Consider the following 15571-nt stretch of genomic DNA (forward strand, 5'->3'; position numbering starts at 1 on the left):
GAATTAAACCTCCTGCTGGGTGGGTCGAGCGAACGGAGTGGCGGCGCCAGTGCCAGCCGCTGGCGCGGGGGCACCGGTGGAGCCGTGGTACTGGACGGCGTCGCCAGTAAGCTCCATAAAAGCGTCCTCCAAGGAGGCGCGCTTGAGGCTGAGCTCATTAAGCGGCACCCCGGTGGAGTAGGCCAGCTGGCCCACGAAGTCCGTGGTCTGGTTGGAAATCACCAGGCGGGGGCGGCCCTCTTCGTCGGTGGATTCGGTAAAGGCGATGCCCTCGGCACGCAGCGCGGAGCTAAAGGCATCGAGATGGTCGGAGCGCACCAGCACAGAGGACTGCGAGTGGTCCTTCACAAAGTCATAGGTGGGCTGGTCAGCCACCAAGCGGCCCTTACCAATGACCACGAGGTGATCCGCGGTCTGAGACATCTCCGAGAGGAGGTGGGAGGAAATCAAAATGGTGCGGCCTTCATCGGCTAGGGCGCGCACGAGCTGGCGGACCCAGCGGATGCCCTCTGGGTCGAGGCCGTTGACCGGCTCGTCCAGGATGAGGATGCCGGGGTCACCGAGCAGCGCGCCGGCTAAGCCCAGGCGCTGGCCCATGCCGAGGGAGAAGCCGCCGACCTTCTTACCGGCGACGTCGGAAAGCCCTACCAGCCCCAAGACCTCGTCAACGCGGGAAGTAGAAATGCCGTTGGACTGCGCAATCCATTTCAGATGGTTGGCGGCGCTGCGGTTGCGGTGCACCGCTTTGGCATCGAGCAAGGCGCCTACCTCACGCAGGGGCTCCTTCAGCTCGTGGTAGTGCTTGCCGTTGATGCGCGCCCTGCCGGCCGTGGGAGTATCCAAGCCCAGGATCATGCGCATGGTGGTGGATTTGCCCGCGCCATTGGGACCCAGGAACCCGGTGACCATGCCGGGTTTTACCTGAAAGGTGAGATCATCAACGGCGCGGACAGACTTATATTGTTTAGTCAGTCCTTCTACTTCGATCATGGCACTAGCGTGCCATAAATCCGGCAACTTTACCTGTTCAATGCCTCCACGCTCTCCCGCAGGGTGGGAAAGGCGTGGCGGAAGGCGGCCAGAAGGGGGAGGCTTTCTACCTCCTCAAAAGGTACCCAGCGCAGCTCATAGGACTCTTCATTAGCTGTAGTAGGAAGCGGTGCGCCGGTGCGCGTGCGTGCTAGGACGGTGGTATAGGTCCACTCCCCCGGCAGATCCCCCGCCGCGGGATAGGGCCCGGCCGTTACCCGCGCGTCGAGCACCTCTACGTCCTGGGGTGCAATCGCGCATTCTTCATGAGTTTCACGCAGAGCGGCCTGGGTGGGCGTCTCCGTAAAATCGCGGGCGCCACCCGGAATCCCCCAGGTATCGCCGTGATTGGTCCACGCGGCGCGGTGCTGGAGGAGCACCTTGCGCCCGGCGACGAGGAACAGGCCGGCGGCACCAAATTTTCCCCAGACGCGAATGCCGCCGGGGCCTGCCGCCCAGCCGTCTCCACTGTGAGGGTTATGCATGCTGCCTATCCTAGCCACACACGCGGGTATATGGTGGCGCCCAGCACACTGCGGGCGCTATTCTAAGTGAATGACCGAGCAGGCAGTCCGGGCAGAAAGCGTGCACGATGAGCACGCTCACCCGAGCGATCACTGGCTCGATGAGGTTACCGCGCCCACCGGCCCGGCCTTCAGCGGGCTCAGTAGCCGCGCCATGGAATGGTTCGCGGGCCCGGCGCGCCTGCTGCGCCGCTTCTACTACTTCGCCTCCACCACCCCAGGCAAGCTTTTTACGGTCACGCTCATTCTCACCGTAGCCCTGGGCGCCGCCGGCTTATCGATGTCCCAGTCTTCCGCCGCCCGCCACTCCGACTTGGACGAGCTGCTGACCACCACCGAGCCGATGTCGAATGCGGCGCACCACCTTTATAGTTCGCTCTCGGTGGCCGATACCGTGGCCACCACCGGCTTCGTGCAGGCGGGCGTGGAATCGGAGCACAACCGCGATAGCTATAACGAGGCCATCGATGCCGCTTCCGTAGCGGCCACCGAATCCGTACTGGGTACCACCCAAGAAGATGGCCGCGTGCGCGAGCTGGTGACCTTTATCCAACGCGAGCTGCCCGTCTATACCGCAATGGTGGAAAAGGCCCGCGCCAATCACCGGGCGGGCAATGCGGTGGCCAATTCCTATATGTCCAATGCCTCGGCGCTCATGCGCGAGCGTATCCTGCCGGCTGCCTCCGAGCTATTCCAGCTGACCACCGCCAAGGTGAATCAGCAACAACAAAAGCTCACCTCGCCGCAGTGGGTGCCGCTCTCCGGCCTCTTGGCAGCGCTCTTCTTCCTCGCCGTGGCCCAATGGTGGCTGTGGCGCCAGACCCGCCGGCGTTTTAACCGCGGCTTCTTAACTGCCAGCGTGCTGCTTTTCTTAGCCATCTCCTGGGTGGCGCTATCCAACCTCGCCACCTGGTCCACCGGCCACCAGGGCTTTGAGACGGCCTCGCGCCCGTGGGATTCGCTCACGGCCTCGCGGATTGAGGCGCAGCAGGCGCGCACCTCCGAGACCCTGGCGCTGGTGCTGCGCTCCTCCGAGGAGGATACGATGGTGCGCTTTTCCAGCTCCATCAACTCCATCGAAGCGGCCCTGGAAGATTATGAGGAAGCGCTCAATGATGAGGACGTGGAGGTCACCGACCCAGAACTCATCCACAGCGCCCGGGCGGCCGCCGAGCAGTGGCGAGGCACTCACGACAAGCTCATGGGTGCGCTCAAGGACGGCGACTATGACGAGGCCATCTACCAGGCCACGGCCACCGAGCCCAAGGATGGCGAGATGACCGCGGCGCGTTCCTATGACGAGCTCGACGCGGAGCTTTCGGATCTCATCGGCCAGGCGCGCATCGCCATGCGCAGCTACTTGGAGCGCGGCCTGACCGCCATGACTGCGGTGTCCTCGGCCGTGTTCCTATTGACCTTGTGCGCCATTATTGCCGTGTGGCTGGGCATCCGTCCCCGACTGCAGGAGTACCTCTAATGCGCCGCACACGCCTTACCCTCGCCACGCTTGCCTGCGTCTGCGCCGCGCTTCCACTGACCTCCTGCGACGTTCGCACCGCCCCTCCGCTGGAGGCGCCCGCCGAGCACGCCCTCGATTCCCGGCCAGGCCCGCCGCTGCCGGAAGGAGCGGAAATTGAAAAGGCCGGATCTACCGCAGCTCACCGCGCCTCTGATGAGGAAATCAAGGGCAGCTACCGCCCGGATGATAAGAAGGCAAAGGAGCGGGTGCCGGACATCGTCAAGCGCGGACGCCTCATCGTGGGCGTGGATCGTTCCAATAACTTGATGAGCTACCGCGATGCCGCCTCCGGCGACGTGCGCGGCTTCGAGGTGGATATCGCCCGCGAGATTGCCCGCGATATCTTTGGTGATCCCAATAAGGTGGACTTCCGCTTCGTGGAATCCTCCGACCGCGTCGATGCCCTCAACACCGGCGCGGTGGACATGATTGTGCGCACCATGACCATTAGCCCTGAACGCGAGCGCGACGTGGCCTTTTCCATTCCCTATATGAGAACCCAAACCCGCATGCTGGTGCTCACCAATTCCGGCATTAGGTCCGTGAAAGACGCCGCCGGTAAGACCCTATGCGGCGTAGGCGCGTCCACCGCACTGGATACCATCCGCGAGCACGCCCCCAAATCCGATATCTTGGTTACCCGTTCCTGGGGCGATTGCCTGATGGCCCTGCAGCTTAACCAGGCCGACGGCATCGTCGTCGATGATGCCCTGCTCTCCGGCATGGCCGCCCAAGACTCCTATACGTCCATCGTGGGCGAGCCGCTAGAGACCGAAAACTACGGCGTGGCCGTGCGCCGCCCCAGCAAGCAACATGACACCCGCCCGCTGCTGCGCCAAGTAAATTCCACGCTCGAGCGCATCCGCCGCGACGGCACGTGGTCCGCAATCTTTGAGGAGTGGCTCGGCGCCTACTTGGAAGAGCCCACCCTGCCGGCCGGCAAGTACATCGAGGAGGACGCTAAGCCATGAGCCATAACCCGAATTTTAGCGACGACGAGCTCGAGTACATCGAACCGGAGAACCTCGATACCCAACGCGCCTTCCGCCAGCCCACCAATGCCGCCAATTCCGCGCAGGAGCCGGATGCGCTGGACGATGGCCCCGCCACCGCCGCCGTTCCTTTCAACCCCTTTGCGGACGAAGAGGAAGAGGGCACTGCGGCCGTGGCCTTTGACCCCTTCGCCGATGAGAAGTCCGGGGAGGAAACCGGCACCGCTGCTGTGGCTTTCGATCCGTTCGCGGACGACGATGAAGATGGCGATGGTTCCATCGACCCAGACCACATCTCCAGCCTTCTGGCGGATCTGGATAATATCCGCGCCCAACGCGAACAGCAGCGCGCCCAGAAGGCCCAAGAGGATTCCTCGCAACGCTCGCGCCGCCGCGCGCTCGATACCTTCCGTGAGCGCCGCGGCACCCACCGCACCGAGCGCCGCGTGGCCGATGGCATGGTGCGGCTGCCCTTTATCACCCCGTCCGAACCTACCGATGCCCTGATCGATCCGACCGAGAAAACCTCCGGCAAAAAGATCCCGCCGCCGCAGCTGCAGCCCGGCGACGTGGTGGCCGGCCAGTACGAAATCCTGGGCGTTATCGCCCACGGCGGCATGGGATGGATTTACCTGGCCAATGACCACTTTGTCTCGGGAAGAGTGGTGGTTCTCAAAGGTATGCAGGCCCAAAAATCGGCTGACGAAACCGCCGCTGCGGTGGCCGAACGCGAGTTTCTCGCGGATATTACCCACCCCGGTATCGTCAAGATTTTCAACTTTATCGATGACGAGCGAGTACCCGGTGGCTTTATTGTCATGGAGTACGTTGGCGGGCCGTCGCTAAGAAGCAGGCGCAAAAAGCAACCGGATAAGCTCCTGCCGGTCGATATCGCCATCGCCTATATCCTAGAAATCCTGCCGGCCCTGGAGTACCTGCATTCGCGCGGAGTGGTCTACAACGACCTTAAGCCCGATAACATCATCGTCACCGAGGACCAGGTCAAGCTCATTGATTTGGGAGCGGTTTCCGGAATCGGCGCCTTTGGCTATATTTACGGCACCAAGGGTTACCAGGCCCCAGAGGTAGCCACCGAAGGGCCCTCCATCGCCAGCGATATCTACACCATCGGCCGTACCCTGGCTGCGCTCTGTCTCAAGCTGCCCACCGAGGACGGCGTCTATCTGCCGGGCATTCCTACCCCCACCGAGGAGCCGGAGCTGCGCCGCTTCCTCTCGCTGTACCGCCTGTTGCAGCGCGCCACCGACCCGGACCCAAAGCGCCGTTTTACCTCCATCAAAGAGCTGCGCACCCAGCTCTACGGCGTTCTGCGCGAGGTCATTGCCATCCGCGACGGCCTCCAATATCCGTCCCAGCACTCGCTCTTTTCGCCGCAACGTACCACTTTTGGCACCAAACACCTGGTCTTTCGCACCGACCAGCTTATCGACGGCATCGATCGCACCGTCCAAATCACCGCCCCCGAGGTCGTCTCCGCGCTGCCCACCCCGCTGCTGGACCGCGACGATGTGGGCGCCGGCCTCCTCCAGGGTGCTTCCTATGCCGAGCCACAGGAAGCCCTGGAGACCCTCCGCCAGGCCATGCAGACCCCCGAGTATGAACACTCCGCCGAAATCCCGCTGGGCGTGGTCCGCTCCATGATTGACCTGGGCTATACCGGCCAGGCCCGCCAGTGGCTAAGCTCCATCGAAGACCGCCTTGGCCAAGACTGGCGCTTCCAGTGGTACGCCGGAATTACCGAGCTGCTTCACGACGACTACCGCGACGCCCAGAAATACTTCTCCACCGTCCTCGATCTTCTGCCGGGCGAGGCGGCGCCCAAGCTCGCCATCGCCGCCATCAACGAGCTCATCCTGCAACAGCTCGATTACAGCGATACCTCTCTCATTGACCCCACCGTGGCCCGTGCTTGCTCCAATATGCACTCCACCCTGGCTGCTCTCCCCAACTCCGCCTTTGAGGGCCAGCCGGAAATCTGGAACCACGTCACCCAGGATCCGGCCGCGCTGCGCTTTAACTCCATGCGCCTCTACGGCATTGTGTGGTCCACCAACCCCACCACCGTCTCCTCCGCCTTTGGCCTCGCCCGCCAGCTGCGCTCCGAGGGCCAGGTGGAGGTAGCCGTCGTGGTCCTCGACAAGGTTCCCAATGCGTCGCGCCACTACCGCATGGCCCGCTTGACGACGATCCTCCAGCTCATCGTCCAGGACCTTTCCGAATCCCGCATTCGCCGCGCTGCCCGACGCCTCGAAGAGGTGCCCACCAACGAGCCGCGCTTCCTGCAGATCAAGATCGCCGTCATTTCCGCTGGCCTGAATTTCCTGCGCAATGCCGATCTATCGCGCGCTGCCTCCCCCAACGACCTCTTCGAATACGCCTTTACCCAGCGTGGTCTGCGCACAGGTCTCTCCGAGACACTCCGCGCCCTCGCGCGCCAAGCCCCGTTTAGCCGCCACCGCTACGCGCTCGTTGACCTAGCCAACCAGGTCCGCCCCGTCACTACCTTCTAATCGCTACACAGGCTCGTACAGCCGCCCCACTAATAGAGCTCCAGGTCCTCCGATAAGGCTGTCAATTCAGCTACGGCACGGCGCTGACGGGCATCTCTTTCATTCTTGTATTTCTGCAGATCCGCAAGACTCACACGCCGATGGGAACCTACTTTGTAGCCGGGAAGGCTCCCTTCATCAATGAGCTTTACAACGTGTGGCCGCGAAACATTGAGAAAGTCTGCTGCCTGTTGCGTGGTGAACTCGGATTCTTCTGGCACTACGCGGACCGATTTCCCTGCCGCTTCGATGGCGAGAACTTTCTGCAGGGTTTCAGCGATCTCTCGCGGAATTGCGATTATTTGCTCGGTTCCTTGCACGAATATATCCACTGGTGCCGGTGAATCTTTTGCCTCCAACACAGAATTGAGCCTTAATAAAGCCTCTTCCGCTTGGCTGGTATCCCGAGTTGCCCCGCCATTTCGCAAGTCCTTCATACCCCCACCTTACAAAACAAACGCAATAAACGAAACGGTTACTGTACTAGGTTCAGAGATAAAAACGAGACGCGCGGTCCCTTATGGATCGCACGCCTCTCGTTCACATTCCAGCTTCTAACTGGCCGTGAGAGTCTTTACTTGTAGAGCCCAGCCTCACGCGCCATTGCGGCGATTTCGGCGGACTTCTGAGCGATAGCCAGCTCCTCGTTGGTCGGAACGACAAAGACCTTGACCGGGGAATCCTCAGTGGAGATCATGCGTGGCTGGTCGGAACGGACCAGGTTGCGCTCCTTATCAAAGTGGATGCCGTACATATCCAGGTTGTACAGGGAGTCCTGGCGAACCTCGGTATCGTTTTCGCCTACACCGGCGGTGAAGGTGATGGCGTCAACGCGGCCGAGGGAAATCATATAAGAACCGATGAAGCGACGTAGCTGGTGGATGTAGATGTTATAGGCCAGCCAGGCGTCCTGGTCCTCGTTGTCGATGCGCTCGCGCAGCGTACGGAAGTCGTTAACGCCAGAGATGCCCTTGACACCGGACTGCTTGTTGAGCAGGTTGTCAATCTCATCCACGCTCATGCCCGCCTGGCGGACGAGGTGGAAGATGATGCCCGGGTCAATGTCACCGGAACGGGTACCCATAGCCAGACCGGCCAACGGGGTCAGGCCCATCGAGGTATCGATGGCGCGGCCATTACGGATGGCTGCAGCAGAAGCACCGTTGCCCAGGTGAAGAGTGATCTGGTGGGTGTGCATCGGATCGCGGCCCAGGAGGGCCGGCACCTGCTGGGAGACGAACTCGTGAGAGGTGCCGTGGAAGCCGTAGCGGCGGATATCGTACTTAGATGCCACCTCATTGTTGATGGCATACAGCGCAGCTGCCGGCGGCAGGGTATTAAAGAAAGCGGTATCGAAGACGGCAACGTGCGGGATATCCGGCAGCATCTTGCGAGCCACGCGGATGCCGTCCAGGTTGGCCGGGTTGTGCAGCGGAGCCAGCGGGATGAGGTCTTCAATCATGGACTCAATCTGGTCCACGATGAGCTGTGGCTCGGAGAAGAGGCGGCCGCCGTGAACAACACGGTGACCAACGGCGATAACATCCACGTCGGTCGGGCCAACGTTGTGCTCGCTCATGATGGCAAAAGCGCGCTCAAGGCCGAAGGAGTGAGTAGGGATTTCCAGCTCTTCCTTGTACTTCTCGCCACCGGTCTTGACGGTGACGGCGCCGAGGGGCTCGCCAACCTGCTCGACCAAGCCAGAGACCAGCGGGGTATCCGTGGCGCTGGACTCGGGATCGACCAGCTGGAATTTAACGGAGGAAGAACCTGAGTTAAGGACCAGAACGTATGACATTTATTTCTCTCCAGCCTGAATAGCGGTGATTGCAACGGTGTTGATGATGTCCGGAACGGTCGCGCCACGCGACAAGTCATTAACCGGCTTGTTCAGGCCCTGCAAGATAGGGCCTACAGCGAGCGCGCCGCCGGTGCGCTGTGCCGTCTTGTAGCCAATATTGCCGGCCTCAAGATCCGGGAAGACAAAGACGTTTGCCTGACCGGCAACCTCAGAATTCGGCATCTTCTTAGCCGCAACGCCTGGATCGCAGGCGGCGTCGAACTGCAGCGGACCATCCACCTTGACGGAGGAATCCAGCTTCTTGGCGGCCTCCACGGCGGCCACTGCACGGTCAACGTCCGGGCCGGAGCCGGAGGTGCCGGAGGAGTAGGACAGCATGGCCACACGCGGGTCGATGCCGAACTGGGAGGCGGTCTGTGCGGAGACGATGGCGATCTCGCCCAGTTGCTCGGCGGTGGGGTTCGGGTTGACGGCGCAGTCACCGAAGGCCCACAGGCGGCCGCGCATGACCATCAGGAAGATGGAGGAGACCACGGAAGCGTTCGGCTTGGTCTTGATGATCTGGAAGGAAGGCTTAATGGTGTGCGCGGTGGTGTGAGCAGCGCCGGAGACCATGCCATCGGCCAAGCCCTTGTGCACCATCATGGTGGCGAAGTAGGAGATGTCCTGCATCGTCTCGCGAGCCTGCTCGAGGGTAACGCCCTTCTTCTTGCGCAGCTCAGCAAAATCAGCGGCGAATTCCTCTGCCAGCGGGGACTCGAGGTGGTTGATGATCTCGGCACCAGCCAGGTCGAGCTTGAGCTCTGCGGCGCGGGCCTTGATATCGGCCTCGTTGCCCAGGATAGTCAGCTTGGCAACCTTATCGCGCAGCACCACGTGGGCAGCCTCGAGGATGCGGTCATCGTCGCCCTCTGGCAGGACGATGTGGGAACCGGCGGCGCGGGCCTGGTCGATGAGCTGCTTCTGGAAGAGGTCTGCGGACATGACCGGGGAGACGTCGCCAAGCGCGGCAAGTGCGCCCGGGACCGCTTCCAGGTCGGTGAAGATGCCGGCTACGGTGGCACCCAGAGATTCCGCATTGTGTTGCGCAAGCTCGCCGGTGCGCTGCGGTGCACCGGAAATGATGGCCAGCGGCAGGCCGAGGGCAGCAGCTGTCTCGGCATCGAAGGCGATATCGCCGGTACCCTGCGCCACGATGTTCTCGGCGGCAGGCGCGTTAGCGAGGACGGCGCTGACGGTAGCATCGAAGTCTTCGAGGCGGATGAACTCCGCGCCCAGTTCTTGTGCCAGGGCCGGCACGTCGAGGCCATCGAAACCCCGGCCGATAGCGCTAATAACTGCGGAATGGGATGCAGACATGCAATTTACCTTTCATTCACGGTCACTTGAACACAATTAACGCGCGTCATAACTTCATGTCATACGTCACAGTTATTAACACGCGGTGACTATTCCACTGTACGCGATTTACCCCCTCCTATGCCCTATCGTGACCTCCCTAAACTGGGGTTAGTAATGCTGTGGTTTTTATCGCATAGTGACCGCGTAGAATATGCAGCAAAACGAAAGAAAGGACACCCTAAGCACATGACTACCCCAGTGCGCGTCGCCGTGGTCGGCTCCGGCCCGGCAGGCATTTACGCCTCTGACCTTCTAGTGAAATCCGACCTCGATGTGCAGATCGATCTTTTTGAAAAGATGCCGACGCCGTTCGGTTTGATCCGCTACGGCGTGGCGCCGGATCACCCGCGTATTAAGGGCATCGTGCAGTCCCTGCACAACGTTATGGAAAAGGAAGAGATCCGCTTCCTGGGCAATATCGAGGTGGGCAAGGACATCACCGTTGAGGAGATGCGCGAGTATTATGACGCCATCATCTTCGCCACCGGCGCTACCGCAGATAAGCGCATGGGCATCCCGGGCGAGGATCTCAAGGGCAACCATGGCGCCGGCGAATTCGTGGGCTTTTATGACGGCAACCCCAACTTCGAACGCGATTGGGATCTCTCCGCAGAGTCCGTCGCCGTGGTTGGTGTGGGCAATGTCTCCCTCGATGTCTCCCGCATCCTGGCTAAGACCGCGGACGAGCTGCTCGTGACGGAGATCCCCGATAACGTTTACGCGGCGCTGAAGAAGAACCGCGCCAAGGAGGTCCACGTCTTCGGCCGCCGCGGCCCGGCGCAGGCTAAGTACACGCCGAAGGAGCTCAAGGAGCTGGACGAGTCCCCGACCATCGAGGTCATCGTCAACCCCGAGGACATCGAGTATGACGAGGCTTCTGTAGAGGCCCGCCGCGCCGCCAAGTCCACTGATTTGGTGTGCCAGACGCTGGAGTCCTACGCCATGCGCGAGCCGGGCGATGCCCCGCACAAGCTTTATATCCACTTCTTCGAGTCCCCGGTAGAGGTACTGGGCGAGGACGGCCACGTCACCGCCATTAAGACCGAGCGCACCGAGCTCAACGGCGATGGCACTGTAACCGGTACCGGCAAGTTCACCGAGTGGCCGGTGCAGGCGGTCTACCGCGCAGTGGGCTACCACCCGCAGTCCGTCGACGGCGTACCCTTCGACGAGACCCAGGCCACCATGCCCAACGACGGCGGCCACGTGCTGGCCAATGTCGACGGCGAAAAGCTCCCCGGCCTCTACACCACCGGCTGGATTAAGCGCGGCCCGGTGGGCCTGATTGGCAATACCAAGTCCGATGCCAAGGACACCACCACCATGCTCATCGCCGATTACAAGGCCGGCGACTTGGAGCCGGCCACCAAGCGCGATCCGCAGGATATCCTGGACTTTCTGGCTTCCCGCGATATCGCCGTGACCACCTGGGAAGGCTGGCACCGCCTGGATGCCGCCGAGCGTGCCGCCGGCGAGGCCCACGGCCGCGAGCGCATCAAGATCGTCGAGTGGGACGAGATGGTCAAGCACGCCGGCCCACAGGCCTAGCCCGTGCCGCACATCATTACCGCCGGGCCCTTGGAGCAACTGGCGGCCTTAGACGTCCACCAGCTCTACAAACTGCGGGTGGACGTCTTTGTGCACGAGCAGCGCTGCCCGTACGCCGAGATTGACGCCACCGACGCCGACCCCCAGACCGTGCACCTGCTGGCCTGGGATGCGGATTCCCATGACCTGCTTGGCACGGCCCGCGTCCTTCCGGCCGCGCCCACTGACGCCGCGCTTGCCGACGCCGCCGGCGCCCAAATCGGCCGCTTCGCGCTCGCGCCCGCCGCGCGCGGCACGGGCCTCGGCCGCGAACTCTTCCAGGCGGCCGTCGACCTTGGCGAGCGCATGCACCCAGGCCAGCCGCTCTACCTGGAAGCGCAGGCCGGCCTCGTGGACTACTACGCCGGCTTTGGATTTACTCCGGTAGGCGAGCTTTTCGACGACGAGGGAGTCCCCCACCAGCCGATGCTGCGCCCCGCTCCCTAGTCGGCGTCGTCCACACCGGAAGCGAGCTTTGGGTCGAGCTCCACGCCGCCCTCGTACTCCACGACCTCGATATCGGGGACGTTATCCGCCTCCGGCTCGATGCCGCGCGCACCGCCCTGGGCCAACAGGCCCGGCGTGGAGGTCACCTCGATCTTGTGCGCCGCTAGTGCTGCGCGGTCGCGTGCCTCCTCCGCGCTTTCCGCGGTGGCAGACACCAAGCCCATGCGACGGCCCTTGTAGGCCCCCGGCTTGCCAAAGAGTTTGACGTCCGTCTCGGCGTAGTTGAGGGCCGCGGCGACGCCGGTATATGCCACCTCATTCAGCTCCTCGTCCGCGTGGATGACCACGCTTGCACCCGGGGTGACCAAGGTGGCGTCAATGGGGTAGCCCAAAATCGCCCGCGCATGCAGGTCAAAGGCGGAAAAACGCTGCGTGTAGGCGGTAAGCATCGCCGTATCCGCGGGGCGGGGGGACACGGAGGAAAAGTACACGTCATCACCCGCGACGAAAAGCTCCACGCAGTACACGCCGCGCCCGCCCAGCTCATTAGAGATGCGCGCGGCCACCGAGCGTGCGTTTTCCAGCGCGATCTCGCTCATGCCGGTAGGCTGCCACTCCTCCACGAGGTCGCCGCGCTCATGGCGGTGGCCGATGGGCTCGCTAAACCATGTGGCCAACTTGCCCGTGGCCGGATCGATGGAACGAATAGCCAGCAGGGTGACCTCGAGGTCAAAGTCCACGAAGCGCTCGGCCACCACGCGCTGCGAATCCGAGGAGACGCGCCGCACGGTCTCCCACGCGGTACGCACATCGTCCTCTTCGCGCGCGATCATGTGGCCCTTACCGGAGGTGGACACATCCGGCTTAATGATGCACGGAAAGCCCAACTCCCCCACTGCTTCTTCCAACTCCTCCACGGAGCTAGCAAAGCGATACGCGGAAACCGGCAGCCCAATATTCTCCGCCACCTCGCGCACGCACTGGCGGTCCTGCGTCATGGCGCAGGCGCGGGCGGAAGGGACCACGACGGCGTCGCTATGCGCTTCCATCTCCTCCAGCGCTTCTACCGCAACGGTTTCTACCTCCGGAACCACAAAATGCGGATGAATCTCTTGGGCCAACTGCAGGATGCGCCCGGTGTCCTTGATATCGGCGACGTAGCTATACTGCGCCACCTGGTGCGCCGGCGCGCCCGCATACGAGTCCACCGCGTGGACCTCCAAGCCCAAGTTTTGGAAGGACATGGCCAGCTGCTTGCCCAGCTCGCCCGAGCCCAGCAGCAATACCTTGGTGGCATTGCTGGTCAGCGGCGTGCCAATATGACCGGCGATCTCGCCTGGATTATCCATGAAAATGCTCCTTCTAAGCCGCAGGCAGCGGCGTTTACTGCCTTAAATTATTTCATATTTAGGTCCCAACCCCACCACCTACATGCCAGGTGAGCCGGATAGGCGAAGGCGCCCTGTGGGCAATTCCACAGGGCGCCATAGAAGCTTCAGCCTAGGCTGCAGGTGCCTCAGCCGGTGCCTCGGCTGGGGCTTCGGCCGGAGCCTCCCCTGCCGGCTGCTCGGCGGGCTGCTCTGGCTCGCCTACCGGCTCCGCCACGGTAATGATGTTGTCCTCATAACCCAGCGCGCCACCAACGAACTGGCCGCCACAGGTAATGAGAACCAGGCGGTTCTCGCCTTCCTTATCGTTGACCACGTCCGGGAAACCGGAACCCTTGGGCAGACGGTACGGCGCCTCGGTCACGCGGAAGGTACGCTCTTGGCCGTCGATGACCACGGTAAATTCCTGGCCCTTCTTCAGCTTCGTGAACTTCTCCGCATAACCGGTTCCCTGGCCCTGGTAGTTAATGTGGCCGGTAATCACACTCGAGCCCACATTGCCCGGCTCACCCGGCACAGCGGAGGCGGAGTACCAGCCCACGCGGGTGACGTCGTGTGGCGGAAGCAGCACGCCCTGGTCCGTGACCTGTACGGGGTCTACGGCCGCATATTCGCCATCGATACCCACGGACATGCCCTCAAAGCCCTTGAACTCACCAGGCGCGGCCTCATACTCGTGCTCCTGCTGGCCCGAATCATCCACGAAGGCATCGGACTTCGGCCCGGATTCCTCCGAGGCGCTCTCGCTGGCTACCGTCTCCGGCGCCGAACCAGCCTCATCCTCATCATCGCGCGCCAGGTACAGCACTACCTGCAACAAGACCAATGCCACCACAACGATGGCCGCGATAGTAGCGATCAGCTTGCCACGGCCCATGCCCTGCTTGCCGACGCCCCCTTCTTCCCTACTCGCCGGATGCTGCGACATTCCATTGTCTTCCGGCTGCTGTGGTTGCGCGTGCTTTCCCATAGCTAGCTTCCTCTACTTCCTCGATTTGTCTACCTTGTGCAGGTTATATGCAAATCCCCTCCAGCGTGTGCAGTCACACCCTGGAGGGGATTTTTGGTGTTTAAGTCTCAACCCCGGTGGGGCGACCCGCGGGCCGCCTCACCGATGCTTATGGACTACTTGATGTAATCCTGCATACCCGGCTCAAGCTCGGTTGCGCCGGACGGTACGGACTTAATCTCAACGCGGTCGGCGTTGGATGGCAGTGCGTTGCCAGTCTCTTCAGGTTCCTGACCCTGGACCTCGACGCCACGGCCGTGTCCATTGTCAGAGTTGCCGCCCTTAGGAGCATCCTGACCCTTGTCCTCGTGACCATTGCCGCCATTGTGGCCGTCGGTGTGCTTACCGTTGCCACCATCGTGGTTACCGGTGTTGTCACCGTGGCCACCGTTGTGGTTGTCGTGGTCATTGTGGTCGTGATGATCCTTGATGATCTTGCCCAGGCCGATACCCGGAATCAGGATGAGCCACCACGGAGTCTTGCCCTTGGAAGAACCATGGGAAGAACCGTTAGAGGAACCATCCGAAGAACCACCTGGGGTGTCCTTCGGGACAGTCTGGTTCTTGTCGTTGATGTCCTTGTGCTCAGCAATGTGGTTCGGCTTCTCCGGAGTGGTATCCGGAGTGTCCTCACCCTTGTCATTGACCTCAGTAGAGGTGAGCTCCTCGAAAGCAACCGCAGCCTCAACCGGCTCGGTCACATCATCGTTAACGGTGATGGTCACTGGCTCCATGCCCTTGGACTTCTCCGGAGTGAAGGTAGCTTCACCGGTACCCAAAACAGACTTGCCGTCCTCTTTGGAAATCAGCTCAGCCTTCAAGGTGTATTCCTTACCCGGAACTAGGCCGCCATACGTCACCTTATCGATGACCTTGGCACCAGCAACAACCTCATGGGAACCCTTAGCAAAGTCAGCATTCGTGGTAACCCACGGCTCACCTGGCTTGTGTTCCTCAGTCGTTGGCTCGCCCGGCTCGGAAGGCTCAGTGGTTTCCTTGCCCGGCTTGCAAGGCTCGGAAGGCTCAGTGGTCTCCTTGCCCGGCTCGGAAGGCTCAGTAGTCTCCTTGCCCGGCTCGGAAGGCTCAGTAGTCTCGTCGCCCGGCTTGCAAGGCTCGGAAGGCTCAGTGGTCTCCTTGCCCGGCTCGGAAGGCTCAGTAGTCTCCTTGCCCGACTCACCCGGCTTGGTCGGCTCAGTAGTCTCCTTGCCCGGCTCGGAAGGCTCAGTGGTCTCCTTGCCCGGCTCACCCGGCTTGGTCGGCTCAGTAGTCTCCTTGCCCGGCTCACCCGGCTTGGTCGGCTCAGT

The 15571-nt window shown here is 62.1% G+C and carries 13 protein-coding genes; 5 read left to right on the forward strand and 8 right to left on the reverse strand.

The annotated features are described in order from the left end of the window. Positions 1-3: 3 nt before the first annotated feature. A complete protein-coding gene (locus tag QP965_RS06800; protein ID WP_284844483.1) occupies positions 4-990 on the reverse strand; it encodes an ABC transporter ATP-binding protein in 987 nt (328 codons plus the stop codon). A gap of 29 nt (positions 991-1019) precedes the next feature. Further along, a complete protein-coding gene (locus QP965_RS06805; RefSeq protein ID WP_005329848.1) occupies positions 1020-1514 on the reverse strand; it encodes an NUDIX domain-containing protein in 495 nt (164 codons plus the stop codon). A gap of 70 nt (positions 1515-1584) precedes the next feature. Here QP965_RS06805 and QP965_RS06810 point away from each other — a divergent pair, with 70 nt between their 5' ends. Genes QP965_RS06810 through QP965_RS06820 form a run of 3 tightly spaced genes read left to right on the forward strand, consistent with a single transcriptional unit; the run spans position 1585 to position 6595 of the window. After that, entirely contained in the window at positions 1585-3030 is a 1446-nt protein-coding gene (locus QP965_RS06810; protein WP_284844484.1) for a GlnX family signal transduction membrane protein, read from the forward strand. After that, positions 3030-4043 carry a glutamate ABC transporter substrate-binding protein gene (locus QP965_RS06815; protein WP_284768802.1) on the forward strand — a complete coding sequence of 338 codons (1014 nt, stop codon included), beginning with the start codon at positions 3030-3032 and terminating at the stop codon, positions 4041-4043. Before QP965_RS06810 ends, QP965_RS06815 begins: the two co-directional genes overlap by 1 nt. Further along, positions 4040-6595: a serine/threonine protein kinase gene (locus QP965_RS06820; protein ID WP_284844485.1), complete on the forward strand. Its 2556-nt coding sequence runs from the start codon at positions 4040-4042 to the stop codon at positions 6593-6595. The genes QP965_RS06815 and QP965_RS06820 overlap by 4 nt, the downstream gene beginning before the upstream one ends. Before the next feature lie 29 nt (positions 6596-6624). Here the strand turns inward: QP965_RS06820 and QP965_RS06825 are convergent, their stop codons facing one another. From QP965_RS06825 to pta, 3 genes are all read right to left on the reverse strand, one after another. Then, positions 6625-7071, reverse strand: a complete 447-nt coding sequence (locus tag QP965_RS06825; protein ID WP_284844486.1) for a helix-turn-helix domain-containing protein — start codon at positions 7069-7071, stop codon at positions 6625-6627. A gap of 137 nt (positions 7072-7208) precedes the next feature. After that, positions 7209-8432: an acetate kinase gene (locus QP965_RS06830; RefSeq protein ID WP_238801400.1), complete on the reverse strand. Its 1224-nt coding sequence runs from the start codon at positions 8430-8432 to the stop codon at positions 7209-7211. Next, positions 8433-9794 (reverse strand): phosphate acetyltransferase, encoded by a 1362-nt coding sequence (gene pta / locus QP965_RS06835; protein WP_284844487.1) that lies wholly within the window; start codon positions 9792-9794, stop codon positions 8433-8435. A gap of 228 nt (positions 9795-10022) precedes the next feature. Between pta and QP965_RS06840 the strand changes: the two genes are divergently transcribed. Next, complete coding sequence (locus QP965_RS06840) at positions 10023-11384, forward strand: FAD-dependent oxidoreductase (protein WP_284844488.1); 1362 nt, start codon at positions 10023-10025, stop codon at positions 11382-11384. 3 nt (positions 11385-11387) lie between these two features. Further along, entirely contained in the window at positions 11388-11870 is a 483-nt protein-coding gene (locus tag QP965_RS06845; RefSeq protein WP_284844489.1) for a GNAT family N-acetyltransferase, read from the forward strand. Here QP965_RS06845 and purT read toward each other — a convergent pair. The 3 genes from purT to QP965_RS06860 form a co-directional block, all read right to left on the reverse strand. Then, entirely contained in the window at positions 11867-13219 is a 1353-nt protein-coding gene (gene purT, locus QP965_RS06850; RefSeq protein ID WP_284844490.1) for a formate-dependent phosphoribosylglycinamide formyltransferase, read from the reverse strand. The genes QP965_RS06845 and purT overlap by 4 nt on opposite strands. Positions 13220-13370: 151 nt before the next feature. Beyond that, positions 13371-14228 carry a class F sortase gene (locus tag QP965_RS06855; RefSeq protein WP_284844491.1) on the reverse strand — a complete coding sequence of 286 codons (858 nt, stop codon included), beginning with the start codon at positions 14226-14228 and terminating at the stop codon, positions 13371-13373. Between the two features lie 155 nt (positions 14229-14383). Beyond that, positions 14384-15571, reverse strand: a 1188-nt coding sequence (locus tag QP965_RS06860; RefSeq protein WP_284852685.1) for a VaFE repeat-containing surface-anchored protein, incomplete at its 5' end; no start/stop codon positions are given.

This window comes from Corynebacterium sp. MSK074, from assembly GCF_030229735.1.
Taxonomy (GTDB): Bacteria; Actinomycetota; Actinomycetes; order Mycobacteriales; family Mycobacteriaceae; genus Corynebacterium.

Coding starts and splice junctions, on each gene's coding strand:
- QP965_RS06800 (WP_284844483.1), bottom strand. CDS start 990: ATGATCGAAGTAGAAGGACTGACTAAACAATATAAGTCTGTCCGCGCC.
- QP965_RS06805 (WP_005329848.1), bottom strand. CDS start 1,514: ATGCATAACCCTCACAGTGGAGACGGCTGGGCGGCAGGCCCCGGCGGC.
- QP965_RS06810 (WP_284844484.1), top strand. CDS start 1,585: ATGACCGAGCAGGCAGTCCGGGCAGAAAGCGTGCACGATGAGCACGCT.
- QP965_RS06815 (WP_284768802.1), top strand. CDS start 3,030: ATGCGCCGCACACGCCTTACCCTCGCCACGCTTGCCTGCGTCTGCGCC.
- QP965_RS06820 (WP_284844485.1), top strand. CDS start 4,040: ATGAGCCATAACCCGAATTTTAGCGACGACGAGCTCGAGTACATCGAA.
- QP965_RS06825 (WP_284844486.1), bottom strand. CDS start 7,071: ATGAAGGACTTGCGAAATGGCGGGGCAACTCGGGATACCAGCCAAGCG.
- QP965_RS06830 (WP_238801400.1), bottom strand. CDS start 8,432: ATGTCATACGTTCTGGTCCTTAACTCAGGTTCTTCCTCCGTTAAATTC.
- pta (WP_284844487.1), bottom strand. CDS start 9,794: ATGTCTGCATCCCATTCCGCAGTTATTAGCGCTATCGGCCGGGGTTTC.
- QP965_RS06840 (WP_284844488.1), top strand. CDS start 10,023: ATGACTACCCCAGTGCGCGTCGCCGTGGTCGGCTCCGGCCCGGCAGGC.
- purT (WP_284844490.1), bottom strand. CDS start 13,219: ATGGATAATCCAGGCGAGATCGCCGGTCATATTGGCACGCCGCTGACC.
- QP965_RS06855 (WP_284844491.1), bottom strand. CDS start 14,228: ATGGGAAAGCACGCGCAACCACAGCAGCCGGAAGACAATGGAATGTCG.